The organism is Achromobacter sp. SX5 (assembly GCF_056711425.1).
Window position 1 is genome coordinate 5,543,971 of the sequence record NZ_CM160041.1, and the last position, 24,803, is coordinate 5,568,773.

Annotated in this window: 32 protein-coding genes; 6 read left to right on the forward strand and 26 right to left on the reverse strand. The window is 66.1% G+C overall.

Going from position 1 to position 24,803, the window contains the following annotated elements; translation table 11 throughout:
• Positions 1–5 precede the first annotated feature (5 nt).
• The 3 genes from AC1M14_RS26035 to AC1M14_RS26045 all read right to left on the reverse strand — a co-directional run bounded on the left by AC1M14_RS26035 (position 6) and on the right by AC1M14_RS26045 (position 3,722).
• Entirely contained in the window at positions 6–1,193 is a 1,188-nt protein-coding gene (locus AC1M14_RS26035) for an ABC transporter substrate-binding protein (protein ID WP_479730692.1), read from the reverse strand.
• Positions 1,194–1,254: 61 nt separating this feature from the next.
• The gene (locus AC1M14_RS26040; protein ID WP_111826953.1) at positions 1,255–2,049 is read right to left on the reverse strand and encodes an SDR family NAD(P)-dependent oxidoreductase; all 795 of its coding nucleotides are present in this window, start codon (positions 2,047–2,049) and stop codon (positions 1,255–1,257) included.
• Positions 2,046–3,722, reverse strand: coding sequence for an FAD-dependent oxidoreductase (locus AC1M14_RS26045; protein ID WP_479731840.1), 1,677 nt, complete (start codon positions 3,720–3,722; stop codon positions 2,046–2,048). The genes AC1M14_RS26040 and AC1M14_RS26045 overlap by 4 nt, the downstream gene beginning before the upstream one ends.
• 213 nt (positions 3,723–3,935) lie before the next feature.
• Here AC1M14_RS26045 and AC1M14_RS26050 point away from each other — a divergent pair, with 213 nt between their 5' ends.
• Positions 3,936–4,784: an IclR family transcriptional regulator gene (locus tag AC1M14_RS26050; protein ID WP_102775047.1), complete on the forward strand. Its 849-nt coding sequence runs from the start codon at positions 3,936–3,938 to the stop codon at positions 4,782–4,784.
• Positions 4,785–4,788: 4 nt separating this feature from the next.
• Here AC1M14_RS26050 and dsbD read toward each other — a convergent pair whose 3' ends face one another.
• Together dsbD and cutA are read right to left on the reverse strand one after the other, a co-directional pair.
• Positions 4,789–6,684, reverse strand: coding sequence for a protein-disulfide reductase DsbD (gene dsbD, locus AC1M14_RS26055; protein ID WP_479730693.1), 1,896 nt, complete (start codon positions 6,682–6,684; stop codon positions 4,789–4,791).
• Complete coding sequence (gene cutA / locus AC1M14_RS26060; RefSeq protein WP_102775045.1) at positions 6,684–7,031, reverse strand: divalent-cation tolerance protein CutA; 348 nt, start codon at positions 7,029–7,031, stop codon at positions 6,684–6,686. Before cutA ends, dsbD begins: the two co-directional genes overlap by 1 nt.
• A gap of 120 nt (positions 7,032–7,151) precedes the next feature.
• Between cutA and AC1M14_RS26065 the strand changes: the two genes are divergently transcribed.
• Positions 7,152–7,589 carry an HIT family protein gene (locus AC1M14_RS26065; RefSeq protein WP_102775044.1) on the forward strand — a complete coding sequence of 146 codons (438 nt, stop codon included), beginning with the start codon at positions 7,152–7,154 and terminating at the stop codon, positions 7,587–7,589.
• 65 nt (positions 7,590–7,654) lie between these two features.
• Here the strand turns inward: AC1M14_RS26065 and rplQ are convergent, their stop codons facing one another.
• The 19 genes from rplQ to AC1M14_RS26160 form a co-directional block, all read right to left on the reverse strand.
• Positions 7,655–8,047: a 50S ribosomal protein L17 gene (gene rplQ / locus AC1M14_RS26070; RefSeq protein WP_006389635.1), complete on the reverse strand. Its 393-nt coding sequence runs from the start codon at positions 8,045–8,047 to the stop codon at positions 7,655–7,657.
• Positions 8,048–8,234: 187 nt separating this feature from the next.
• Entirely contained in the window at positions 8,235–9,221 is a 987-nt protein-coding gene (locus AC1M14_RS26075; RefSeq protein WP_006216514.1) for a DNA-directed RNA polymerase subunit alpha, read from the reverse strand.
• Positions 9,222–9,434: 213 nt separating this feature from the next.
• Entirely contained in the window at positions 9,435–10,058 is a 624-nt protein-coding gene (gene rpsD / locus AC1M14_RS26080; RefSeq protein ID WP_102775043.1) for a 30S ribosomal protein S4, read from the reverse strand.
• Positions 10,059–10,069: 11 nt separating this feature from the next.
• On the reverse strand, positions 10,070–10,471 hold the full coding sequence (gene rpsK / locus AC1M14_RS26085) for a 30S ribosomal protein S11 (protein WP_006216516.1): 402 nt from the start codon (positions 10,469–10,471) through the stop codon (positions 10,070–10,072).
• Between the two features lie 15 nt (positions 10,472–10,486).
• A complete protein-coding gene (gene rpsM, locus AC1M14_RS26090; RefSeq protein ID WP_006389632.1) occupies positions 10,487–10,852 on the reverse strand; it encodes a 30S ribosomal protein S13 in 366 nt (121 codons plus the stop codon).
• A 43-nt stretch (positions 10,853–10,895) separates the two neighbouring features.
• Positions 10,896–11,009, reverse strand: coding sequence for a 50S ribosomal protein L36 (gene rpmJ, locus AC1M14_RS26095; RefSeq protein WP_003806928.1), 114 nt, complete (start codon positions 11,007–11,009; stop codon positions 10,896–10,898).
• 34 nt (positions 11,010–11,043) lie between these two features.
• Positions 11,044–11,262 carry a translation initiation factor IF-1 gene (infA, locus tag AC1M14_RS26100; protein WP_003806927.1) on the reverse strand — a complete coding sequence of 73 codons (219 nt, stop codon included), beginning with the start codon at positions 11,260–11,262 and terminating at the stop codon, positions 11,044–11,046.
• Positions 11,263–11,270: 8 nt separating this feature from the next.
• A complete protein-coding gene (secY, locus tag AC1M14_RS26105; protein ID WP_102775042.1) occupies positions 11,271–12,596 on the reverse strand; it encodes a preprotein translocase subunit SecY in 1,326 nt (441 codons plus the stop codon).
• A gap of 14 nt (positions 12,597–12,610) precedes the next feature.
• On the reverse strand, positions 12,611–13,051 hold the full coding sequence (gene rplO, locus AC1M14_RS26110) for a 50S ribosomal protein L15 (RefSeq protein WP_069730502.1): 441 nt from the start codon (positions 13,049–13,051) through the stop codon (positions 12,611–12,613).
• Positions 13,052–13,060: 9 nt separating this feature from the next.
• On the reverse strand, positions 13,061–13,246 hold the full coding sequence (rpmD, locus tag AC1M14_RS26115; RefSeq protein ID WP_006216520.1) for a 50S ribosomal protein L30: 186 nt from the start codon (positions 13,244–13,246) through the stop codon (positions 13,061–13,063).
• Between the two features lie 3 nt (positions 13,247–13,249).
• Positions 13,250–13,771 carry a 30S ribosomal protein S5 gene (rpsE, locus tag AC1M14_RS26120; RefSeq protein WP_102775041.1) on the reverse strand — a complete coding sequence of 174 codons (522 nt, stop codon included), beginning with the start codon at positions 13,769–13,771 and terminating at the stop codon, positions 13,250–13,252.
• A gap of 15 nt (positions 13,772–13,786) precedes the next feature.
• Positions 13,787–14,152, reverse strand: coding sequence for a 50S ribosomal protein L18 (rplR, locus tag AC1M14_RS26125; RefSeq protein WP_102775040.1), 366 nt, complete (start codon positions 14,150–14,152; stop codon positions 13,787–13,789).
• Positions 14,153–14,173: 21 nt separating this feature from the next.
• A complete protein-coding gene (gene rplF, locus AC1M14_RS26130; RefSeq protein ID WP_102775039.1) occupies positions 14,174–14,707 on the reverse strand; it encodes a 50S ribosomal protein L6 in 534 nt (177 codons plus the stop codon).
• A gap of 10 nt (positions 14,708–14,717) precedes the next feature.
• Positions 14,718–15,113 carry a 30S ribosomal protein S8 gene (gene rpsH / locus AC1M14_RS26135; protein ID WP_102775038.1) on the reverse strand — a complete coding sequence of 132 codons (396 nt, stop codon included), beginning with the start codon at positions 15,111–15,113 and terminating at the stop codon, positions 14,718–14,720.
• 10 nt (positions 15,114–15,123) lie between these two features.
• Complete coding sequence (gene rpsN / locus AC1M14_RS26140) at positions 15,124–15,429, reverse strand: 30S ribosomal protein S14 (protein WP_006216527.1); 306 nt, start codon at positions 15,427–15,429, stop codon at positions 15,124–15,126.
• A gap of 12 nt (positions 15,430–15,441) precedes the next feature.
• Positions 15,442–15,981, reverse strand: coding sequence for a 50S ribosomal protein L5 (rplE, locus tag AC1M14_RS26145; protein WP_102775037.1), 540 nt, complete (start codon positions 15,979–15,981; stop codon positions 15,442–15,444).
• A 12-nt stretch (positions 15,982–15,993) separates the two neighbouring features.
• Positions 15,994–16,314 (reverse strand): 50S ribosomal protein L24, encoded by a 321-nt coding sequence (gene rplX, locus AC1M14_RS26150; RefSeq protein ID WP_102775036.1) that lies wholly within the window; start codon positions 16,312–16,314, stop codon positions 15,994–15,996.
• Between the two features lie 11 nt (positions 16,315–16,325).
• Positions 16,326–16,694 carry a 50S ribosomal protein L14 gene (rplN, locus tag AC1M14_RS26155; RefSeq protein ID WP_006216531.1) on the reverse strand — a complete coding sequence of 123 codons (369 nt, stop codon included), beginning with the start codon at positions 16,692–16,694 and terminating at the stop codon, positions 16,326–16,328.
• Positions 16,695–17,071: 377 nt separating this feature from the next.
• On the reverse strand, positions 17,072–17,851 hold the full coding sequence (locus AC1M14_RS26160; RefSeq protein WP_246842539.1) for an aspartyl/asparaginyl beta-hydroxylase domain-containing protein: 780 nt from the start codon (positions 17,849–17,851) through the stop codon (positions 17,072–17,074).
• A gap of 190 nt (positions 17,852–18,041) precedes the next feature.
• Between AC1M14_RS26160 and AC1M14_RS26165 the strand changes: the two genes are divergently transcribed.
• Complete coding sequence (locus AC1M14_RS26165; protein WP_102775034.1) at positions 18,042–19,469, forward strand: NAD-dependent succinate-semialdehyde dehydrogenase; 1,428 nt, start codon at positions 18,042–18,044, stop codon at positions 19,467–19,469.
• Between the two features lie 70 nt (positions 19,470–19,539).
• On the opposite strand, the gene AC1M14_RS26170 is transcribed toward AC1M14_RS26165, so the two are convergent.
• Entirely contained in the window at positions 19,540–20,382 is an 843-nt protein-coding gene (locus AC1M14_RS26170; RefSeq protein ID WP_102775364.1) for a helix-turn-helix domain-containing protein, read from the reverse strand.
• A 62-nt stretch (positions 20,383–20,444) separates the two neighbouring features.
• Here AC1M14_RS26170 and AC1M14_RS26175 point away from each other — a divergent pair, with 62 nt between their 5' ends.
• Positions 20,445–21,629: a trans-sulfuration enzyme family protein gene (locus tag AC1M14_RS26175; protein WP_479730694.1), complete on the forward strand. Its 1,185-nt coding sequence runs from the start codon at positions 20,445–20,447 to the stop codon at positions 21,627–21,629.
• On the opposite strand, the gene AC1M14_RS26180 is transcribed toward AC1M14_RS26175, so the two are convergent.
• A complete protein-coding gene (locus tag AC1M14_RS26180; RefSeq protein WP_479730695.1) occupies positions 21,626–22,585 on the reverse strand; it encodes an AraC-like ligand-binding domain-containing protein in 960 nt (319 codons plus the stop codon). The genes AC1M14_RS26175 and AC1M14_RS26180 overlap by 4 nt on opposite strands.
• A gap of 173 nt (positions 22,586–22,758) precedes the next feature.
• On the opposite strand from AC1M14_RS26180, the gene AC1M14_RS26185 reads away from it, so the two are divergent.
• Both AC1M14_RS26185 and AC1M14_RS26190 read left to right on the forward strand, forming a co-directional pair.
• Positions 22,759–23,613, forward strand: coding sequence for an alpha/beta fold hydrolase (locus AC1M14_RS26185; protein ID WP_102775031.1), 855 nt, complete (start codon positions 22,759–22,761; stop codon positions 23,611–23,613).
• Between the two features lie 16 nt (positions 23,614–23,629).
• Complete coding sequence (locus AC1M14_RS26190) at positions 23,630–24,802, forward strand: substrate-binding domain-containing protein (RefSeq protein ID WP_479730696.1); 1,173 nt, start codon at positions 23,630–23,632, stop codon at positions 24,800–24,802.
• Position 24,803: the final 1 nt, after the last annotated feature.

The window sequence follows — 24,803 nt, forward strand, 5'->3', positions numbered from 1 at the left end:
CGCAGCTACTTCGCGGCCATCGCCGTCACGTCGTCGGCATACGGCACCAGCTTGCCGTCCTGCCAGTGCGCCCACTTGTAGTCGCCCACCAGCAGCGCGTCGTGCACGGTGGCCGAGAACGGCTTCTCGTAGGTCTTCATGGCGCCCTCGTAAGTGCCCTGCAGGTTCTCCAGCGCCAGGCGCACCTTGTCGCCGTCGGTCGTGCCGGCCTGCTTGATCGCCATGGCGAGCAGGTTCATGCCGTCGTAGGCATGCGCCAGGAAGCCGAAGGCGGTGGGCGAAGTCATCTTGGCCGAAACCCGGTCATACAGCTTCTGCTGCGCGGGCGTGCGGTTGTCGGTGATGGTGCGCAGGAAGAAGGGCTTTTCCGACAGCGTCTTGCCGGCCGTGTCGTAGAACGCGATGTTGTCGGCCGCCCAGGACGTCAGCGTCAGCGGGAACCAGTTGATCTTCTCCATGCTGCGGAACACGTGCGCGATCGGCGTGCTCTGCGCCCAGATCACCACGGTGTCCACGCCCGCGGCCTTGAGCTTGTTGAGCTGCGAAGTCATGTCGGTGTCGGCCACGCCGAACTTCTCCACCGCCGCGGCCTTGATGCCCTGCGCCGGGCCGACCGCCTCCAGGTCCTTGAGCGCGCTCTGGCCATAGCCGGTGGTCTCGATCATGAAGCCCACGTTCTTGACCTTGGGATTCTTCTTCAGGTAGCCGATCACGCCCTCGACCTGCTCCCGGTCCACCATGCCGACGCGGAACATGTAGTTGTCGGCGCCCGCGCGCACCGGCTTGGTGATGTCGGTGCCCGACCCGATGGCGCCCATGACCGGAATCTTCTTCTGGTTCGGAATGTGCTTCCAGGCCAGCGCATTGCCCGAGTTGGTGGGGCCGACGATCGCCGCCACTTTCTCGTTGTCGATCAGGTCGGTCATGTTCTGGATCGACTTGGGCGGCTGCGACAGGTCGTCGCGCACCACCAGCACCACCTTGCGCCCCAGCAGGCCGCCGGCCGCGTTGATGTCGTCGATGGCGGTGCGCAGCCCCAGCACCGCGGCCTGCCCGCTCTGCGCCGAGGGCGAGGCCGACAGGTCGCCGTTGAAGCCGATCTTGATGTCCTGGGCCTGGGCCTGCGCGCCGATGGCCAGCGCGCACATCATGGCCGCCTTGGACAAGGTGGAGAAAATGCCTGTTGCCTTCATCGTTGTCTCCTGTGTTTTTTTCGGATGTGCCGCACTTCGATGATGCTTGTTCCCGTCCCCGCTATACCGCCAGATAGCCTCCGTCCACCGGCAGGGACACGCCCGTCACGTACTGCGCCATCGGCGAGGCCAGGAACACGACGGGACCGACCAGGTCCTCGGGCTGGCCCAGCCGTCCCAGCGGTATGCGCTGCATAAAGCCGGCCAGGCGGGCGGGATCGTCGCGCGTGTACTGCGTCATCGGCGTCTCGATGACGCCGGGCGCGATGGCGTTGACGCGGATGCCGTCGGGCGCGAGATCGCGCGCCATCGCCTGCGTCATCATCTTCACGCCGCCCTTGGACGGCGAGTACCCCAGCGTCGCGCCCACGCCGGCGAACGACGCGATCGAGCCGACATTGATGATGACGCCGCGGGTCGCGCGCAGCGCTTCCAGGAAGGCGTGGATCATGTTGAAGCTGCCGTTCAGGTTCACGTCCAGCACGCGCCGCCAGTTCTCGGCCGCGCGCGGGCTGTCCATGCCCTCGCGGATCAGGATGCCGGCGTTGTTGACCAGCACGTCGATCGGGCCCGCTTCGCGCCGGACCCGCGCCGCAACGGCCGCGCAGGCTTCCAGGTCCGTCACGTCCAGCGCATGGCTCCAGGCCTGGCCGCCGGCGGCGGCGATGTCCTCGGCCGTCTGCGCGGCGCTGTCGGCCCGCAGGTCGGTCGCCACCACGCGCGCGCCCGCGGCCGCCAGGCCCAGCGCCAATGCGCGTCCGTTGCCCTGCCCCGCTCCGGTGACCAGCGCGAGCCTGCCTTGCAGCAGGCCTGCTGGCGCGGCGCTCGCCGAACCGCCTTGCCGCGCCGCGCTCATGCCGTGGCCTGCGCAGGTGTGGCCGCCGCGGCCTTGGCGGCGGCGGCGATGCTCTGTCCGGCGATGTAGCCGAAGGTCAGGGCCGGCCCCAGCGTGATGCCCGCGCCGGGATAATTGCCGCCCATGATGCTGCACGCGTCGTTGCCCACCGCGTACAGGCCGGCGATGACCTCGCCCTGCGCGTTCAGCGCGCGGCCCTCGCCGTCGACCTTCAGGCCGGCGAAGGTTCCGATGTCGCCGATCATGACCTTGATCGCGTAGAACGGCGCTTTCACTAGCGGCGCCACGCAGGGATTGGGGCCGTGCAGCGCATCGCCCTGGTAGCGGTTGTAGGCCATGCTGCCCTTGCCGAATTCGGGATCGCGCCCCAGCGCGGCCTCGCGGTTGAAGGCCTCGACCGTCTGGCGCAGGCTGCCGGCGTCGATGCCGGTCTTCTGCGCCAGTTCAGCCACCGTCGCGGCCCGCGTCAGGTAGCCGGTTTCCAGATAGCGCTTGATGGGCAGCGGAAACGGCGCGACGCTGCCCAGGCCGTACTTGCGCAGCGTCCGGTGGTCGCAGATCAGCCAGGCGCAGATCTCGTCCTGTCCCTGGCAGGCGCGTACCATCTGCTGCACGAAGTCATGGTACGAGCTGCCCTCGTTGACGAAGCGCCTGCCCTGGCGCGTCACGGCGATGACGCCCGGCTTGGCGCGGTCGATGAAATGCGGCATGTAGCCGGGGCTGCCGTCCTTGCGCGTAACCACGGACACCGGCACCCAGGCGGCGGCGTTGGGCAGCGCCGTGTTGACGCAGGCGCCGGCGCTCTCCGCCAGGCGCAAGCCGTCGCCGGTATTGCCGGCGGGCGACGGCGAATAATGCTCCGTGCCCGTGGGCGCATGCGCGTACAGCCGCTTGCGCCGCTCGATGTCGTACGGAAAGCCGCCGGCGGCCAGCACCACCGCGCGCGCGGCGCGCACCTGCACCGTGGCGCCGTCGCGCTGCACCACCGCGCCGCGCACGGCCCCGTCTTCGATGATGAGCGAGCGGGCCGGGGCGCGCAGCCACAGCGCAATGCCCAGCTTGAACGCGCTGGCGGCCAGCCGGCCCGCGAGCGCGTTGCCGTTGGTCAGCGTCATGCCGCGCCCATGTTTGGCCACGTCCAGGAAATGCCTGGTCAGGCGCCTGGCCACGTACCAGGCCGAGGCCGGCGAGCGCGTCGCGCGCATGAAGTGCACGATCTCCTTGCCCGAACCCAGCATCATGCCGAACACGGTCAGCTCGGGCAGCGCCGGCGCCAGGTCGCGGACGTGGGCGCCTAGCCTGCGGCCGTCGTAGGGCCGCGCCACCATCGAGCGGCCGCCCTGTTTGCCGCCCGGCGCTTCGGCGTGATAGTCGGGAAACACCAGCGGCATGTCGAACTGCACCTCGGTCTGCGAGGTGAAGAAGTCCACGGCCCGCGGCCCGTGCTCCAGGAATGCGTCCACGCGCTCGGCGTTGTAGCTGTCGCCGGCCTCGTGGCGCAGGTAGGCGCGCGCTTCGTCGGGGGTTTCGTGCATGCCCTGCGCCTTGGCCAGGGACGTGCCCGGAATCCAGAGCCAGCCGCCCGAACGCGCGGTGGAGCCGCCGAAGCGCGGCTCTTTTTCAACGATAAGGACCTTCAGGCCCGCCGTGGCCGCGGTGATCGCCGCCGACATACCGGACGCGCCCGACCCGACGACCAGCACGTCGCAGTCGTATTGACGAGTATCTTCCACGTTGTCTCCATACCCACTGGGTGGCCTTGTCCCGCCCTCGGGGCCGGGATGGCTTTGTTCTTGTAGCGACTGTAGATAAGTGATTTGATACTGTCAATAGGATTCGCTAGTTGCGAAAGTACTAACATAGGCGATCACGTTCGATAAAGAAAAATGACTGCCCACACCACCGCCGGCGCGCGCAGCGCCGCCCAACCCTCCGTCAAATCGCCGCGCAGGCGCGGCATCCAATCCATCGAAGTCGGCGGCAAGCTGCTGCTTGCGCTGCTGGAGCACTCGTCCTCGCTGCCACTGGGCGCCCTGGCCAAGGCTGCCGGGATGTCGGGCGCCAACGCCCACGCCTACCTGGTGAGCTACGGCAACCTGGGCCTGGTCCGGCAGGACGCCAGCACCGGCGAATACGAGCTGGGCCCGCTGGCGCTGCAGCTCGGGCTGGCCGCGCTGCACCGGCTCGATCCCATCAAGATCGCCGTGCCCATGACGCGCGAGCTCGCCGAAAAAACCGGCCAGACCATCGCCATCGCGGTGCTGGGCAATCTGGGTCCGGTGATCGTGCACCTGCACGAGTCCAACTACCCGATCCACGTCAACATGCGCACCGGCACCGTGATGTCGCTGACCAACACCGCCACCGGCAAGGTGTTCGCGGCGCTGCTGCCGCCCAAGAAGATAGAAAGCCTGCTGCACGAGGACTTCCTGCGCCTGGGCGCGGTGCCGTCGCGGGCCAGGAGCGAGAAGTTCGAGCAGACCTTGAAAGAAGTGCGCCAGCGCGGCGTGGCGCGCGCGGTCGGCGACCCGATACCCGGCATCAACGGGTTGAGCGCGCCGGTGTTCGATTCCAACGGCAACGTGGTGCTCGTCATCACCGCGATCGGCGCGGCCGGGGTGTTCGACGCGCGCTGGAGCAGCCCGCTGGTGGCCGAGATCAGGCAGTGCGCCGACGCCATCTCGGCCGAACTGGGCTGGCAGAACCGCGACGCGCGCGCCTCGCGCCTGGGCTAGGCGCTTAGCGCATCAGCACCTTGTCCAGCGATTCGGTGAAGCGCCTGGCGTCCTGGAAGCCCACGACGCGGGCCTCGGGCAGCTCCTTGCCGCCGGGCTCGAAGAACATGATGCCGGGCGGGCCGAACAGGCGGAAGCGCTTGAGCAAGGCGCGGTCGTCGGCGTTGTTGGCCGTGACGTCGGCTTGCACCAGCACCATGCCGGCCATGCGCTGCGCGACGCCCGGATCGGTGAAGGTGAAGCGCTCCATTTCGCGGCAGGACACGCACCAGTCCGCGTAGAAATCCAGCATGACCGGCTGGCGGCTCTGCGCCAGCACGGCATCCAGCTCGGCGTTGTTGCGCACGCGGGTGAAGCGCACTTCGCCGCCGGCGTTCGCCGTGGCGACGGCCCCGTCGGCGCGCGCCGCCAGGTGCGACAGCGGCTGCAGCACGTCGCGCCCGCCGCTGGCCGCGCCCACCAGCCACGCGGCCGCGGCCAGCGCCAGCAGCAGGCCCACGCCCTTGCCGAACATGCGCGCCGCGCCCGCGCCCGCGGGCAGGGCGTCGAAGGCGCGCAGCATCACGGCGGAAACCGCCGCCAGGAAGGCCCAGCCCGTCATCTGCACCCAGGTGGGCACCACCGGGATCAGCATCCACCACGCGGTCGCCAGCAACAGCATGCCGAACAGCCGTTTCACGCCGTCCATCCACGGACCGGCCTTGGGCAGCAGCGCGCCCGAGGACGCGCCCACGATCAGCAGCGGCACGCCCATGCCCCAGGCCATCGCGAACAGCGCCGATCCGCCCAGCACCACGTCGCCGGTCTGCGAGATGTACAGCAGCGCGCCGGCCAGCGGCGCGGCCACGCAGGGCCCGACGATGAGCGCCGACAAGGCGCCCATCAGCAGCGCGCCGGTGTAGCGGCCGCCGGGAATGCGCGAGGCGCGCTCGGACAGCCGCGCCTGGATGCCCGAAGGCATCTGGAAGGTGAACGCGTCGAACATGGCCAGCGCCAGCACCGCCAGCAGGATCGCGAAGAGGCTCAGTATCCACGGAGTCTGCAGCCAGGCCGCCAGGCCCGCGCCGCTCAGGCCCGCCGCCACGCCCAGCGCGGTGTACACGACCGACATGCCCAGCACGTAGGTGGCCGCCAGCGCCAGCCCGCGCTTGCGGCTGGGCCTGGCCTGGGCCGAGCCGCCCACCACGATGGAGGACAGGATGGGAATCATGGGCAGCACGCAGGGCGTGAACGCCAGTAGCAGGCCCAGCACCAGGAACACGCCCGCGGTCTTGGCCCAGCCCAGTCCGCCCAGCGCGTCGGCCAGCCCGGTATCGCCGGCGTTGACCAGCGCGCCCAGGCCGCCCGACGCCGCGGACGAAGCGGCGGACGGCGCGCCCGCCGGCCCGGCCAGCGCATAGCCGCCGGCCACCGGCGTGAGCTTGACGCTGCTGTCCATGGGCGGATAGCACAGGCCCGCGTCGGCGCAGCCCTGGCCGGTCAGGGTCAGCGTGAACGGCTGCCCGCCGGCCGCGATGGGCACGCGGATGACCACGTCTTCATGGAAGACCTCCATGTCCTTCTCGAAGGTCGGGTCGTACTTGACCTCGCCCTTCGGATAGACGGCCTCGCCCAGGGTGGCCGCGCCAATGGGGCTGATGGTGATGCCGAAGCGCTCGCGGTACATGTAGTAGCCGGGCGCGACCCGGTAGCGCATCTCCAGCGTGTCGGGCGCGGCCATGGCGGCGCTGAACACGAAGGCTTTTTCAGGGTCCAGGAACTCGGCCTCGGCGCGCGCCGCGGCCTGCCAGCCCAGCAACAGCAGCGCCGCCGCCAACAGGGCGAGGCAGCGCCCGAAGAAAGCGCGGACCGCGCGAAAGTCGCGCCGGGGCGCGCCGACCATACCGGCATGTTGCAACATCAGTCTCTCTTGTTCGGCGTGACGGCCGTCTGCTCGCGCACCCAGTCCAGATAAGGCGCGGCGCCGCCGATGACCGGCAGCACGATGATTTCAGGCACGTCGTACGGATGCATCTGCGCCAGGGCCTGCACAACGGCCTGGTGGCGCGCATAGGTGGTCTTGATGTGGATGGGGATCTCTTCAGCCCCTTCGACTTCTCCGTTCCACATGTAGATGGACAGGCCCGGCGCGCCAAGGTTCACGCAGGCGGCCAGGCCGTCTTCGACCAGGACGTGCGCGATCCGCTTGGCCAGGAGCAGGTCGGGCGCATTGCTGATGACCAGCACAACGTCGTCATCGCGCAACATGATGTCTCCTTGGAAAGCCCGTATGGGGCGTAACTCAGGGTATTTTATCGGTATTGCGGCCAACGCCCGGCTACCCACGGCCGCCGCGCCGCCATGCAACCCGCTACCACCGAGGCACGCATGTCCGACAACTGTCTGTTCTGCCGCATCGCCCGCCGCGAGATCCCCGCCCACATCGTGCACGAAGACGACCGCGTGCTGGCCTTTCTCGACATCCAGCCGGTGCGCCCCGGGCACACGCTCATCATCCCCAAGCAGCATTACCCCTATTACGAGGACATGCCGGCCGACCTGGCGGGCAACATCCTCAACCTGGGGCAGAAGCTCGGCCGCCACATGAAGCGCCTGTACGGCGTGGACCGCGTGGGCTTCGCCTTCACCGGCATCCACGTCGCGCATGCGCACGCGCACGTCATCCCGATGCACCATCCGCAGGACGTCACGTCCACGCAGTACATCGAGCAGCAGGACCTGACCTTTCGGATGCCGCCGCAGGCCGCGCCGGACGCGCTGGCCGCGACCGCCGAGCAGCTGCGCGCCGAACTGCACGCCTCCTGAGGCGGCGCGCAAAAAACAAGGGCGGGTCCGAAGACCCGCCCTTGTCGCTTATCGAGCAGCCGGATTTACTCGGCGCTGTCCTCAGCGGCTTCATCGACTTCCGGACGGTCGACCAGCTCCATGAAAGCCATGGGAGCGTTGTCGCCTTGACGGAAGCCCATCTTCAGCACGCGGGTGTAGCCGCCGTTGCGGGCCGCGTAGCGCGGGCCGATTTCGGCGAACAGCTTCACCACGGCATCGCGGTCGCGCAGACGGGCGAAAGCCAGACGCTTGTTCGCGAGGGTGGGTTCTTTACCCAGCGTGATCAGGGGTTCGATGACGCGGCGCAATTCTTTCGCCTTCGGCAGCGTGGTCTTGATGGCTTCGTGGGTGATCAACGAAACGGCCATGTTGCGGAACATGGCAAGACGGTGACTGCTGGTGCGGTTGAGCTTACGCAAGCCATTACCGTGACGCATGATAAGTTTCCTTTGAATCTAAAGACGGCGTTTCCGCCATCGGGTTGCCGGCTCTTCTATCAACCTGCGATCAGGCTGCGGTCCGGTAGAAAACGGTGCATTTTACGACGGTTTCGCAAACCGGCCGGGATTTCCCCGGCCCGCCTGCAGGGGCCGCCCTTTGCGAGGGCGGACTCCCTTTCAGGACTTAGGGGCGCTCCAGGCCCAGCGGGGGCCAGTTTTCGAGCTTCATGCCCAGCGTCAGGCCGCGTGCGGCCAGCACTTCCTTGATTTCGTTGAGCGACTTGCGGCCCAGGTTCGGGGTCTTGAGCAGCTCGTTCTCGGTGCGCTGGATCAGGTCGCCGATGTAGTAGATGTTTTCGGCCTTCAGGCAGTTGGCCGAACGCACCGTCAGCTCCAGGTCGTCGACCGGGCGCAGCAGCACCGGGTCGATCTGCGGCGTGCCGCGGACCGGGGCTTCGTACGAGTCGCCGGCGCCTTCCAGGGCGGCGAAGACCGAGATCTGGTCCATCAGGATGCGGGCCGACTGGCGCACCGCTTCCTCGGGCGAGATCACGCCGTTGGTTTCGATGTCCAGGACCAGCTTGTCCAGGTCGGTGCGCTGTTCCACACGGGCGCTTTCGACCGCGTAGCTGACGCGGCGGACCGGGCTGAACGAGGCGTCCAGCACGATGCGGCCGATGGTGTGGGTGCGGTCTTCCGACAGCGCGCGCACGTTGCCCGGCACGTAGCCGCGGCCCTTTTCGACCTTGATCTGCATTTCCAGCTTGCCGGCGTCGGTCAGGTTGCAGATGGCGTGGCCGGGGTTGATGATCTCGACGTCGTGCGGCAGCTCGATGTCGCTGGCCAGCACGGTGCCGGCGCCGGTCTTGCGCAGGACCAGGGTGACTTCGTCACGGTTGTGCAGCTTGAAGACCACGCCCTTCAGGTTCAGCAGGATGTCGACGACGTCTTCGCGAACGCCCGGGATGGTCGAATATTCGTGCACCACGCCGGTCATCTGCACTTCGGTCGGCGCGTAGCCGGTCATCGAAGACAGCAGGATGCGGCGCAGGGCGTTGCCCAGCGTGTGACCGTAGCCACGCTCGAACGGCTCCATCACGATCTTGGCATGGTGCGTGCCGACCGGTTCGACTTCAATGGAGCGCGGCTTCAGGAAACCTTGAGTGGACATTTACTGTGTTCCTTTTCAATACCCTCGGCTCGTTACACCGATAAGGCTGATGGACAGGGTGAAACGTGAAACAGGGCCGGCGCGAAGCGCGGGCCGATACTTACCGCAAAGCCCGCTCCGCCGAAAAGCGGAAAGCGGGCTGCTGCGGGACTTGCAAACGGGTCGCGGGACCAGTTCGCCGGCGCATTGCGAAGGTAGCGCCGGCAGGCCTGATTAACGCGAGTACAGTTCGACGACCATCGATTCGTTGATGTCGCGAGCGACGTCAGCGCGATCGGGAGCCGACTTGAACGTGCCGGTCATCTTGTTGGCGTCGACTTCGACCCACTGGGGCATGCCGATGCTGGCGGCCAGGTCGAGCGATTCCTTGATGCGGCCTTGCTTCTTGGCCTTTTCGCGGACCGAGACGACGTCACCGGCCTTGACCAGCATCGAGGCGATGTCGGCGGTGTGGCCGTTCAGTTCGATCGCGCGGTGGCTCACCAGCTGGCGAGCTTCGGCGCGGGTCGAGCCGAAGCCCATGCGGTAGACGACGTTGTCCAGGCGCGATTCGAGCAGCTGGATCAGCGTTTCGCCGGTGTTGCCGCGACGACGCTCGGCTTCGGCGAAGTACTTGCGGAATTGCTTTTCCAGCACGCCGTACATGCGCTTGAGCTTTTGCTTTTCGCGCAGCTGCAGGCCGTAGTCGGAAGTGCGGGCGCCCGAAGTGCGGCCGTGTTGGCCAGGCTTGGAATCCAGCTTGCACTTGGAATCCAGCGAGCGACGGGCGCTCTTCAGGAACAGGTCAGTACCCTCGCGGCGCGAGAGCTTGCATTTGGGTCCAGTATAACGTGCCATGTGGATTCCCTTTAGATACGACGACGCTTCGGCGGACGGCAGCCGTTGTGCGGAACGGGCGTGATGTCGGCGATGCTCGAAATCTTGATGCCCAGCGCGTTCAGAGCGCGGACCGACGATTCGCGGCCGGGGCCGGGGCCCTTGATACGCACTTCCAGCGTCTTGATGCCGTACTCCAGCGCGACGCGGCCGGCCGTTTCAGCGGCGACCTGCGCAGCGAACGGGGTCGACTTGCGCGAACCCTTGAAGCCAGCACCGCCCGACGTGGCCCACGACAGCGCGTTGCCCTGACGGTCGGTGATGGTGATGATGGTGTTGTTGAACGAAGCGTGAACGTGCGCGATGCCGTCCGAGACGTTCTTCTTGACCTTTTTGCGCACGCGCGAAGCGCCGCTGGTGGAAGCTTTCGCCATAATCCAGTTCCTCGATTATTTCTTCAGGGACGCAGCAGCACGACGCGGGCCCTTGCGGGTGCGGGCGTTGGTGCGAGTGCGCTGGCCGCGCACGGGCAGGCCGCGCTTGTGGCGCATGCCTCGGTAGGTTCCCAGGTCGATCAAACGCTTGATCGAGAGCTGCACTTCACGACGCAGGTCGCCTTCGACCGTGAACACGCCAACGTGTTCGCGAACGCGTTCCAGTTCAGCGTCGCTCAGATCCTTGACCTTTTTGTCAAACGGGACGTTTGCCGCTTCGCAAATCTTGCGAGCGCGCGTGCGACCGATGCCAAAAATGGCGGTCAGGCCGATCTCGGCGTGCTGATGCGGCGGAATGTTAATGCCAGCAATACGGGCCATGACTGTTCCTTGAATAAATCCGTTGCGTAGTCGCTAACCCGGGTTAGCCTTGACGCTGCTTGTGACGCGGGTCGGTGCAGATAACGCGCACCACGCCGTGACGTTTGATAACTTTGCAGTTGCGGCAGATCCGCTTAACCGATGCCATTACTTTCATGGTTGACTCCTAATTTTCCGTAATCCGGTTCCGCTCACTTGGAGCGGAAAACAATCCTGGCTCGCGTCAGGTCATAGGGCGTGAGCTCCACTGTGACCTTGTCACCCGGCAGGATCCGGATGTAATGCATACGCATCTTGCCGGAAATATGGCCCAACACCACGTGGCCGTTTTCGAGCTTGACGCGAAATGTCGCGTTCGGGAGGTTCTCCAGAACCTCACCTTGCATCTGAATGACGTCGTCCTTGGACATTCTCTTGCTTACCGCATCGGCAAACCCGGGCCCTTGAAGTTAGCCTTCTTGAGCAACGAGTCGTACTGGTGAGACATCATGTAGGCCTGGACCTGCGCCATGAAATCCATCGTCACCACCACAATAATCAACAGAGACGTACCACCGAAGTAGAACGGAACGTTCCAGCGCATCACCAAGAATTCCGGCAACAGGCACACCAACGTGATGTAGATGGCACCTGCGAGCGTCAAACGCATCAGGATCTTGTCGATGTAGCGCGCCGTTTGTTCGCCCGGACGGATGCCCGGAACGAACGCACCACTCTTCTTCAGGTTGTCCGCCGTTTCGCGGCTGTTGAACACCAGAGCCGTGTAGAAAAAGCAGAAGAAAATGATCGCGGCCGAATACAGCGTGATGTAGAGCGGTTGACGAGGCGACAGGGCCGCAGCCAGGTCGCTAAGCCAGCGCATGTTCTCGCTGCTGGAAAACCAGCTCGTGATCGTGGCCGGGAACAGAATGATCGACGATGCGAAGATCGGCGGAATCACCCCTGCCATGTTCAGCTTCAGCGGCAAATGCGAGCTTTGGCCACCGTAGATCTTGTTGCCGACCTGACGCTTGGCGTAGTTCACCGTGATCTTGCGCTGTCCGCGTTCGACGAACACCACAAAAGCGGTAACCAGCACCACCAGAGCCACGATGAACAGCGCCGACAGCACGGACATCGAGTTGGTGCGGACCAGGTCCAGCAATGCAGCCAGCGCCGCGGGCAGACCCGCAACGATACCTGCGAAGATCAGGATGGAAATCCCGTTGCCCAGACCGCGTTCCGTGATCTGTTCACCCAGCCACATGACGAACATGGTGCCGGTGACCAGGGTCACGACGGTCGTGAAGCGGAACAGCATGCCCGGATCGATCACCAGCCCCGGTTGGGACTCCAGCGCAACCGAAATGCCCACAGCCTGCACCAGCGCCAGCACCACGGTGCCGTAGCGGGTGTATTGGGTGATCTTCCGACGGCCGGATTCGCCCTCTTTCTTGAGGGCTTCCAGCGACGGCACCACCACAGACATCAGCTGCATGATGATGGATGCCGAAATGTACGGCATGATCCCCAGGGCAAAAATCGAGAAGCGCGAAAGCGCCCCGCCCGAGAACATGTTGAACAGGCCGAGGATCCCGCCCTGGTTCTGGCGGAACAGGTCCGCCAGCGCATCCGGGTTGATGCCCGGTACCGGGATGTGTGTACCCAACCGGTAAACCACCAGGGCGAGCACCAGGAAAACGAGACGGCGCTTCAGATCGCCGTAACGTCCTCCGGTTTTGCCCAATGCCTGCGCGTTAGCCACTCGTCACCTCGTGATCAGGCAAGCGAGCCGCCCGCGGCTTCGATGGCGGCGCGAGCGCCGGCCGTCGCGGTAATGCCCTTGAGCACGACCTTGCGCGAGAGTTCACCCGACTTGATGACCTTGGCGTAGCGAACCGCCTGACCGACCACGCCAGCGGCCTTCAGCACTTGCACGTCGATTTCGTCGACGGGCACGGCTTGCAGGTCCGACAGACGGACTTCGGCGTACAGGTGCTGGCCGAGCGGGGTGAAACCGCGCTTGGGCAGACGACGCTGCAGCGGCATTTGACCGCCTTCGAAGCCAACCTTATGGAAACCGCCCGAGCGCGACTTCTGACCCTTGTGGCCACGGCCGGCGGTCTTGCCCAGACCCGAACCGATGCCACGGCCGACGCGGCGCTTGGCGTGCTTGCTGCCCTCGGCGGGCTTCAGCGTATTGAGTTGCATATCCGACATGGTGATTCCTTAGGCTTCCGAGACGGAAACGAGATAATCCACCTTACGGATCATCCCACGCACCTCGGGCGTATCGACCAGCACGCGGCTGCTGTTGATACGGCCCAAGCCCAAACCGCGAACCGTATCACGGTGCGATTGCTTGGTACCGATCACCGAGCGCACGAGGGTCACTTTGATCTGCTTCTGAGCCATGATTTACCCCAGGATTTCTTCGACGGTCTTGCCGCGCTTGGCAGCAACATCCGCCGGGGTCAGGGAGGCGCGCAGGCCGTTCAACGTGGCGCGAACCATGTTGTAGGGGTTGCTCGAGCCCAGGCTCTTGGCAACCACGTTACGCACACCCATCACTTCGAAAATAGCGCGCATCGGGCCGCCGGCGATAACGCCGGTACCTTCAGCAGCGGGCGAAATCAGCACGGTGGCGGCGCCATGCTTGCCGACCACGGAGTGGTGCAGCGTGCCGTTCTTCAGGGCCACCTTGAACATGCCGCGACGGGCCTGTTCCATAGCCTTCTGAACGGACACCGGCACTTCGCGCGCCTTGCCCTTGCCCATGCCGATGCGGCCGTCGCCATCGCCGACCACGGTCAGCGCGGCAAAGCTCATGGTGCGACCACCCTTGACGACTTTGCTCACGCGGTTGACCGCGATCATTTTTTCGCGGAGGCCGTCATCGTTCTCTTTTTCCGCGGCGTTCTTGCCTTGTACTTTAGCCATTTGACAGATCCTCGCTTAGAACTTCAGGCCGGCTTCACGCGCGGCATCGGCCAGCGCCTTCACGCGGCCATGGTAACGAAAGCCCGAGCGATCGAAAGCAACCAGTTCGATACCGGCAGCCTTGGCCTTTTCGGCCACGCGCTTGCCGACCAGCGACGCAGCGGCCTTGTTGCCGCCCTGACCGGTTTGGCCGGCCAGTTGCGCGCGCACTTCGGCTTCGACCGTCGAGGCGCTGACCAGAACGCGATCGCCTTCCGGCGAAATGATGTTGGCGTAGATGTGCTGGTTCGAGCGGAAAATCGAGAGGCGATGAACGCGCAGCTCGCTGATCTTCCGGCGGGTCGGAACCGCACGACGCAAACGGGAAACTTTTTTGTCCATGATTCGTCCTTGCGTGCGCCGTTATTTCTTCTTGGTTTCTTTGATGACGACGCGTTCGTCCGAGTAACGCACGCCCTTGCCCTTGTAGGGTTCGGGTTCGCGGTACGCGCGGATTTCAGCGGCCACCTGACCGACGACTTGCTTGTTGGCGCCCTTGATGACGATTTCCGTCTGGGTGGGGCATTCGGCCTTGATACCGGCCGGCAACTGATGCACGACGTCGTGCGAGAAACCGAGCTGCAGCTTAACGGCGTCGCCTTGAACCGAGGCGCGGTAACCCACGCCAACCAGGTTCAGCCTGCGCTCGAATCCCTTGCTCACGCCGTTGACCATATTGGCCACCAGCGCGCGCACGGTGCCCGACATGGCGTTGGCGTGACGGGTCTCGTTGGCGGCGGCAAACGTGAGCTTGCCTTCGTCCAACGCGATCGTGACGTCGCCGGTCAGGGCTTGGGTCAGGGAACCCAGCGGGCCCTTGACGATGATCTGATCCTGCTGGATGTTGGCTTCAACACCCTTGGGCAGTTCGACCGGATACTTAGCGATACGTGACATTCGACTCTCCTTAGGCCACGTAGCAAAGCACTTCGCCGCCGACGCCGTTGGCGCGAGCCTTACGGTCGGTCATGACGCCGCGCGAGGTCGAAACGATGGCCACGCCCAGGCCGTTCATGACCTGAGGAATGCTGGTACGGCCCTTGTAGATACGCAGGCCCGGGCGCGAAACGCGCTCGATGCGTTCGATGACCGGACGGCCGGCGTAGTACTTCAGGGTGATCTCGAGCTCAGGCTTGGCCTGGGTGCCCTTGACTTCAAAGCTGTCGATGTAGCCTTCGTCCTTCAGCACGGCGGCAATGGCCGCCTTCAGCTTCGAGGAGGGCATGCTCACCGTAACTTTGTCCACTTGCTGCGCATTGCGAATGCGGGTCAGCATATCGGCGATGGGATCGCTCATGCTCATATTGTTTCTCCTACCAGCTGGCCTTGGTGATGCCGGGGATTTCACCCTTCATCGCCATTTCACGCAGTTTGTGGCGCGTCAGGCCGAACTTGCGGAACACGCCGCGCGGACGACCGGTGACCACGCAACGGTTACGTTGACGCGTCGGGTTGGCATTGCGCGGCAGCTGTTGCAGCTTGAGCCGAGCTTGGTAACGTTCTTCGTCGGTCTTCGACTGGTCGTCGATGATCGCCTTCAACTCAGCGCGCTTGGCGGCGAACTTGTCAGCCAGCTTGGCGCGCTTGATGTCGCGATTGATGAGGGAAAGTTTAGCCACGTCATCAGCCCCTTAGTTACGGAACGGGAAGCTGAAGGCGGTCAGCAGCGCCTTGGCTTCTTCGTCGGTCTTGGCGGTGGTGGTGATGCTGATGTTCAGCCCACGCAGCGCGTCGATCTTGTCGTACTCGATTTCGGGGAAAATGATCTGCTCTTTCACCCCGATGTTGTAGTTGCCACGGCCGTCGAAAGCACGACCCGAGATGCCGCGGAAGTCGCGCACGCGGGGCAGCGCAACCGCCACCAGGCGATCCAGGAATTCGTACATACGCTGACCACGCAGCGTGACCATGCAACCGATCGGGTAGTTTTCGCGGATCTTGAACCCGGCGATAGCCTTCTTGGTCTTCGTCACGACGGGCTTCTGGCCGGCGATCTTGGTCAGGTCCGAGACGGCGTGCTCGATGACCTTCTTGTCAGCGACGGCTTCCGAGACACCCATGTTCAGGGTGATCTTGGTGATGCGCGGCACTTCCATCGCGCTCTTGTAGCCAAACTTGGCCTGCAGGTCGGCAGCGACCTTGCTCTTGTACAGATCTTGCAAACGAGACATGTCTATCGCCCCTTACGCCTTGGCGCCGACAACGGCACCATTGGAACGGAACACGCGGACCTTGCGACCTTCGACTTCCTGCACGCCGACGCGGTCGCCACGACCGGTCGCGGGGTTGAAGAGCGCCACATTCGAGATGTGGATCGGCATGGTCTTTTCGACGATTCCGCCCGGGTTGTTGGCCATCGGGTTGGCTTTCACGTGTTTCTTGACGACATTGACGCCTTCGACCAGCACGTGGTCGGCGCCAACGCGAGCCAGCACGGTACCGCGACGCTTCTTGTCGCGACCGGTCAGGACGATGACTTCGTCGCCTTTACGAATGTTGTTCATCGTAGGGCTCCTTACAGCACTTCCGGGGCCAGCGACACGATCTTCATGAACTTCTCGGTACGCAGTTCACGCGTCACGGGTCCGAAGATGCGGGTGCCGATGGGCTCCAGCTTGGCGTTGAGCAACACGGCGGCATTGCCACCGAAACGAATCAGCGAACCGTCCTTACGGCGCACGCCCTTGGCGGTACGAACCACCACGGCATTGTAAATTTCGCCTTTCTTGACGCGTCCGCGCGGAGCCGCATCTTTGACGCTCACCTTGATGATGTCGCCGATACCGGCATAACGGCGCTTGGAGCCACCGAGCACCTTAATGCACATGACATGACGCGCACCAGTGTTATCGGCCACATCCAGCGTGGTCTGCATTTGGATCATGATTTTTCCTGTTCCAACTTAACTGGAAATACGGTTTTCCCCCGGGGCTCTCCCCCTTAGGAACACTGCAATTCCTGCCAGTTTTGGTCCCGTCAGGTCAGCCGCCCTGCTTTTGTTGGCTGGCGCCTCGAGCTTTTCCGCTCCAAAGACCAGCAACTGGTGGCAACGCAACGACCCTGGGTTGAAATCCTGCGGGTAATTCCCCCAATCACCTGGGCTTAGACCTCTACGTAGACCTCTAAGCCAACAGACAATCTGGGAAAGCTGATAATTCTAGCCTGCTTATATTTTGAGCGCAAGCCCTTTGTTGACATAGAGAGCAAATACACGACAACGCCTGTGGACAACTCCGGGCCGCAGGCCGTTTCTGCCCCGAATCAATCCGCCCCCGTTTTATTTCCGGCGCGCTTGCCGCCGTAATAGTTGCGTTCCCAGGCGTCGTGGTTGGCCTTGCCGCGGCGGATCTCGTCGGTGAACGGCGCCGCCGCCAGCACCAGGCGGTTGAGCCAGCGCACCGGCGCCCGGCAGGGCCGCTCGAAATCCACGAACAGCACGGCGCGCAGGCCCTCGGTGTCGTTGTGCACCTGGTGCAGGTAGAGGTCGTCGAACACCACGGCCTCGCCTTCCTTCCAGTGGTAGCGCTCGCCGCCCACCTCGATCCAGCAGCGTTCGGCCGGCTCGGGCACGACCAGTCCCAGGTGCAGGCGCAGCACGCCGTTATAGGGTCCGGTATGCGGCGGAATCCGCTTGCCGGGCTCAAGTATGGAGAAAAAGGCGGTACGCAGGCCCGGAATGCCCTGCAGGGCGCGCGCGGTCGCCGGGCAGCGCGCCAGGTTGCGCTCGGAACGCAGGCCGTAGCCCATGAAGACGAAGGTCTTCCATTGGTCGTCGGACGTGATCATGCCCACGTCGGGGGACAGCTCGTGGAAGGACGGCAGCTGCTGGCGTTCGGACAGCAGCCCGTTCAGTTCATCGCGGATGGCCGGCGCCTGGGCCTCCAGCGCGGCCAGCCAGGGGAACTGGTCGTTTCGGAAGATGGGCCGGTCCCCCACCAGCGACGCCTGGGCGATGCGCTGGCGCAGCCAGTCGATGAAACGGAAGAACACCCGGGAATAGAGGCTGGGCTTGCCGGACGGACGCGCATCGACGGGTTGCACGATAGGGAATCGGGTAGGCGGCCAAAGATGCCCCATTTTGGCCATGCCCGGGCGCGCGTGCAAGGTTTGCGGTCCGATTGGCTCCACGGCCCCGTCCGCCATTGGCCCTCCCCGCCATCCACAAGCTGGTTTAGACTGGAGCGGGCGACAGTGATCGCTATCCACTCCTATTTAGCAAGGGAAGACAGGCATGTATGAACAGTTGGCGCTGTATATCGACGGAGAATTCGTCGCCGGAGAGGGCAGGCGCACCCAGGACGTCATCAACCCGGCCACGCTGGAAGTTCTCGGCCAGTTGCCCCACGCCACCGAAGCGGACCTGGACCGGGCGCTAGCCGCCGCCCAGCGCGCGTTCGAGTCGTGGAAGAAATCCTCGCCCATGGACCGCTCGGCCATCCTGCGCAAGGTCGCGACGCTGTCGCGCGAACGCGCCAACGAGATCGGCCGCAACATGACGCTGGACCAGGGCAAGCCGCTGGCCGAGGCCGTGGGCGAAGTCACCTCCTGCGCCGAGCACGCCGACTGGCACGCCGAGGAATGCCGCCGCATCTACGGCCGCGTGGTGCCGCCGCGCAACCCCGACGTGCGCCAGATCGTCGTGCGCGAACCCATCGGCGTCTGCGCCGCGTTCACACCCTGGAACTTCCCGTACAACCAGGCCATCCGCAAGATCGCCGCCGCCATCGGCGCCGGCTGCACGGTGGTACTGAAAGGTCCCGAGGATTCCCCCAGCGCCGTCATGGCGATCGCCCGCATGTTCCACGACGCCGGCCTGCCCAAGGGCTGCCTGAACATCGTGTGGGGCGAACCCGCCAAGATCTCGGACTACCTGATCCGCTCGCCCATCGTGCGCAAGGTGTCGTTCACCGGCTCGGTGCCGGTGGGCAAGCAGCTCGCCGCGCTGGCCGGCGCGCACATGAAGCGCGTCACCATGGAACTGGGCGGCCACTCGCCGGTGCTGGTGTTCGACGACGCCGACATCGACCGCGCCGCCACCATGCTGGCCAAGTTCAAGATCCGCAACGCCGGCCAGGTCTGCGTATCGCCGACCCGCTTCTACGTGCAGAACGGCGCCTACGAGCAGTTCCTGGCGCGCTTCTCCGAAGTGCTGAAGAACATCAAGGTCGGCGACGGCCTTGAAACCGGCACCGACATGGGCCCGCTGGCGCACGAGCGCCGCGTCCCCGCCATGACCGCCTTCATCGACGACGCCAAGAAGCACGGCGGCAAGGTGGTGGTCGGCGGCGGCCCGCTGGACCGCAAGGGCTTCTTCTTCGCCCCCACGGTCGTGACCGAGCTGCCCGACGATTCCATGCTCATGACCGAAGAGCCCTTCGGCCCGGTCGCGCCCGTGGTCCGCTTCACCGACACCGATGAAGTGCTGCGCCGCGCCAACAGCCTGCCCTTCGGCCTGTCGTCCTACGTGTTCACCAACTCGCTGAAGACGGCCACCAAGGTCTCCAACGGCCTGGAAGCCGGCATGGTCAACATCAACCATTTCGGCAGCGCCCTGGCCGAGACGCCCTTCGGCGGCATCAAGGACAGCGGCATCGGCAGCGAAGGCGGCCTGGAAACGTTCGACGGCTACCTGGTGACCAAGTTCATCACCCACATCTGACCGCTCCGCGGCCAGGATGTACTGACGGGCTCCCGCGGGAGCCCGTTTTTTCGTCCGGGCCGCCGGCGCATCAGCGGCGCAGGTCGCGCTGATACGAGGCGGGCGAGGCCCCCACCAGGCTCTTGAAGCGCTTGGAAAAATGGGCCTGGTCCGCGAAGCCCACGCTCAGGGCCACGTCGGCCGGCGCCTGGCCCGCGGCCAGCAGCCGCCTGGCGCGCTCGACCCGCACCTGCAGCTGGTAGGCGTGCATGGGCATGCCGACCTGGCTGCGGAACTGCCGCATCAGGTGGTAGGGGCTCAGCGCCACCTCCCGCGCGATCTCGGCCACCGACAAGGCCTGCGCGTGGCAATCCTCGATGAGCGCCCGGGCCCGCCGGATCTCGGGCCGGGCCTCCCGCGCCGGGCCGGCGGCCGCCGCGCCGCCATGGCGCGAGGCGAGCAGGCCCAGGGCCGCCAGCATCAGGCCGTCGCAGGCCAGGCGCGAATCGCCTTCGACCAGGGCGTCGTGGGCGCGCAGCATGGCGCGGAACACCGCGGGGTCCTGGACCACGCCCGACTGGAAGCCCACGGCCGCGGCCGCGCCCAGCGCCTGCGACATGGCGTCGGCCGGGACGTACAGCGCGCGATAGCGCAGCTCCGCTCCCGCGGCCCGGCGGCCGGTGTGCAGGTCGCCCGGATTGACCACCGATACCGATTGCGGCGCGGCGAGATAGGTGGCGCGCCCCCGCTGGAATTCCTTGGCCCCGCTTTCGATGAGGCCGAACATGAAGGTGTCGTGGGTATGCGGCCGGAAGCGGTGGCGCACGAAGCGCGCCGCGGTCGCCATGGCGCCGCAGGCGCCCTGCCGCCACACCCGCACGCCGTCGCGCAGGCCGCCGTAGAGGCCGTGGGCGGCGACAGCAGGATCAGACAAGACAGCCTCGCCGCCATCCATAAGATCGTAGGACCTGAAATCATTCGATGAGGTCATAGACGATGTCTTCCCATTCCGATCCCCATACCCGCCTGGCGCAGGCGGCCGTACTGCTGCCGGAAAGCTCGTATCCCGTGGCCCCGCCGCTGTACCAGACGGCCAGCTTCGCTACGGACGAGGCCGGCGTGTTCCTGGACATGGCGACGCGGCCCCTGCATCCGGGATTCTATACACGTTACGGCAACCCCACGACGCGCGCGTTCGAGTCCGCCGTGGCCGGGCTGGAAGGCGGCGAATGCGCGCTGGCCACCGCCTCCGGCATGGGCGCCATCACGGCGGCGCTGCTGGCCTTCGCCGGCCGCGGCGACCACGTGGTGGCGCAGCGCGTGCTGTACGGCGGCACCACCGGCCTGCTGCAGAACATCGCGCCGCAGCTCGGCATCGACGTGAGCTTCGTGGACCAGGCCGACGCCGACGGCTTCGCCGCCGCCGCGCGCCCCGAGACCCGCCTCTTCGTGCTGGAAAGCCCGTCCAATCCGATGCTGCGCCTGACGGACCTGGCGCGCATGTCGGGCATCGCGCGCGCCCGCGGCATCACCACGCTGGTCGACAACACCATCGCCTCGCCCATCAACCAGCAGCCGCTGGCGCTGGGCATGGACCTGGTGATGCACAGCGCCACCAAGTACCTGTGCGGCCACGGCGACGCCTCGGCCGGCGTGCTGGTGGGCGACGAGCAGCGCATCAAGGCCGTGTGGGAAAAGGCCTATCTGCTGGGCGCGACGCTGGACCCCTTCGCCGCCTGGCTGGTGCTGCGCGGCCTGCGCACCCTGCCCATGCGCGTGGCGCGCCAGAACGAAACCGCGCTGGCCGTCGCCCGGCACCTGGCCGCGCACCCGGCGGTGTCGGCGGTGCACTATCCCGGCCTGGAAAGCCATCCGCAGCACGCGCTGGCGCGCGCGCAGATGAGCGGATACGGCGGCGTGCTGAGTTTCGAGGTGCCGGGCGGCATGGCGCAGGCCGAGCGCGTCGTGGGCGCGCTCACGCTGGCGCATCGCTCGGCCAGCTTCGGCTCGTTCTCGACCCTGGTGGTGCATCCGGCGGCCATGTGGGCGGGCATGATGACGCCGCAGCAGCTGGCGGAATCGGGGTTGCCGCCGGGACTGATCCGGCTCGGCGTGGGCTTCGAGAGCCACGCCGACATCATCGGCGACCTGGACGCGGCGCTGGCGGCGGCCGCGTCCTAGGAACGGGCGCGCAGTTCGCGCGCCGACATGCCGAAGCGCCGCTTGAACAGGCGGCTGAAATGCGCCGGATGCGAGAACCCGACCTGGTAGGCGAGTTCGGAAATCGCGCGATGGCGATGGCGCGGGTCCAGCAGCAGCGCGTGGCAGCGTTCCAGCCGCTGGTCGAAGATGAAGGACTCCGCCGACAGCCCGCCGGCGCGCAGGATGCGGTGCAGGTAGGCCACGGAGATGCCGCAGCCTTCGGCCACGCGCGCCGGCGACAGTTCGGGATCGGCCAGGTGCTGCCGGATGTAGGCCAGCACGCGCTGGCGGTGCGCCACCGTCACGCTACTGTCCGACTCCGACGCATGGCCCTGCCCCGGCTGCACCAGGAACAGCACGATCAGGTCGATCAGGCGCTCGCCCAGTTCGGCGACCTCGGCGTCGGACCAGCCGTCCATGCCCTTGAACATGTGTTCCATGTAGCTGGCCAGCATGGCGCCTCGCGGCGAGCCGTCATCGATGCGCAGCTTGTGGAAGGCGCCGACGCGCGAATCGCGCTGCGACAGCGCGCTGCGCGGAAACGAGATGCTCAGGCTGCGGTAGCCGCCGGCGCCCAGCGCCGTGGCCTGGTACGGCAGGCTCTGGTTCATCAGGTACACGCAGCCCGGCTCGACCTGGAAGTCCCGCCCCTGCTGGCGCACCGCCAGCGGCCCGGCCAGCGGCAGGCCGAAGGTATAGAACTCCTGGTCCAGCCGCGAGACATTGCCGGCCGTGCGTTCGAGCTGCTGGCCCTGGTAGTGCAGGTCGTTGAACTGCAGGCTGGCGCGGCGCGCGTAGCGCAGGCGCCCGGCGAAATGGCCGGGCTTGCCGCCGTGGACCTCGAAGGGGCCGAAGGCGTCGGCCAGCGCCGCGCGCCATTGATCGCGCCGGTCCGCGCCGGCGCCGGCCGAAATGGCGAATTCCGTCTCCGACATGGCGCGGTCTCCTGGGATGCGAAGCGCAAATTGATCTTGCGTCTACAAGTTCTTGACTCAGCCTGCAGCAGGGCGGGCGGCGCATTGTGCGCGCGCCTGGCGCAAGTCTATATTCACCCGCATAAGCGTACAACAACCGCACAGAACGACCTGGACCCACCGGGAGGAGACTCATGGCGACCGCGCCCGCGCCGGCCTCGCGCTATCTGCGCTGCGAAGGCCGCGAACTGCATTACACCGAATGGGGCGCCCCCGACGCGCCGCCGCTGGTCATGTGGCATGGCCTGGCGCGCACCGGGCGCGACTTCGACGAGCTGGCGCAGGCGCTGGCGCCCGACTACCGCATCATCTGCCCGGACACGATCGGCCGCGGCCTGTCGCAATGGAGCCCGGACCCGGTGGCCGAGTACCGGCTGGACTTCTACGCGCGGCTGGCGCGCGCCCTGCTCGACGGGCTGGCGCTCGCCAGCGTGCGCTGGGTCGGCACGTCCATGGGCGGCGCCATCGGCATGCATGCCGCGGCCACCACCCTGCGCGACCGCATCTCGCGCCTGGTGGTCAACGACATCGGGCCGGAACTGCCGCGCCCCGCCATCCGGCGCATCCTGGACTACGCCGGCGATCCGCCTGCCTTCGACACGGTCACCGAACTGGAGACCTGGCTGCGCGCCGCCTACAAGCCCTATGGCTGGCAGAGCGACGAGCAATGGCGCCGCATGGCCGAGACCTCGATGCGCCGCCTGCCGGACGGGCGCGTGACCGCGCACTACGACCCGGCCATCGTCGGCCAGTTCAGCCATCATCCCGACGACTACGACCGCTGGAGCGGCTATGACTCGCTGCGCATGCCGCTGCTGCTGCTGCGCGGGGCCGAGTCGGATCTGCTGCTGCCGGAAGTGGCCGAGGCCATGACGCGGCGCGGCCCGCGCGCGCAGCGCATCGATTTCCCCGATTGCGGCCACGCCCCCGCGCTCAACGTCGCCCCGCAGATCGAAGCCGTCCGCCAATTCCTCGCCGCACGTCACTGATAAACAGGAGTCCCCTATGAAACGCCTACTGCTCGCCGCGCTCGCCGGCCTGTGCATGAGTTCCGCGGCCGCGGCGAAGGATTTCGTCGTGGCCCACGTCTACGACAAGACCGGCCCGCTGGAGGCCTACGCCAAGCAGACCCAGGCCGGCCTGATGCTGGGCCTGGAGTACGCGACCCAGGGCAGCATGACGGTGGCCGGGCGCAAGATCCGCGTCATCGAGAAGGACAACCAGGGCAAGCCCGACGTGGCCCGCGCCCAGCTGGCCTCGGCCTATGCCGACGACAATGCCGACATCGCCGTGGGCCCCACGTCGTCCGGCGTGGCGCTGGCCATGCTGCCGATCGCCGAAGAGTACGAGAAGATCCTGCTGGTCGAGCCCGCCGTGGCGGACTCCATCACCGGCGACAAGTGGAACCGGTACATCTTCCGCACCGGCCGCAATTCCTCGCAGGACGCCATCGCCAACGCGGTCGCCTTCGACCAGGCCGGCACCTCCATCGCGATGCTCGCGCAGGACTACGCCTTCGGCCGCGACGGCGTCAAGGCGTTCAAGAGCGCCCTGAAGAACGCCAAGATCGTGCACGAGGAATATCTGCCGGCCAACGCCACCGATTTCACCGCCGGCGCGCAGCGCCTGTTCGATGCGCTGAAGGACCAGCCCGGGCGCAAGATCATCTTCATCCTGTGGGCCGGCGCCGGCAACCCGTTCAAGATCGCCGACCTCGACCCGCAGCGCTTCGGCATCGAGATCGCCACCGGCGGCAACACGCTGGCGGCCATGACGCCGCTGAAATCGCTGGTCGGCATGGAAGGCGCCACCTATTACTACTACGGCATACCCAAGAACCCGGTCAACGACTGGCTGGTGGCCGAACACCAGAAGCGCTACGGCCAGCCGCCGGACTTCTTCACCGCCGGCGGCATGGCCTCGGGCATCGCGATCGCGACGGCGCTGGCCAGGACCAAGGGCGACTCCGACACCGACGCGCTGATCAAGGCCATGGAAGGCATGAGCTTCGACACGCCCAAGGGCAAGATGACCTTCCGCCCCGAGGACCACCAGGCCATGCAGTCCATGTACCACTTCCGCATCAAGAACGATCCCTCGGTGCCGTGGGCGGTGCAGGACCTGGTCAGGGAAATCACGCCCGACCAGATGTCGGTGCCCATCCAGAACAAGCGCTGAG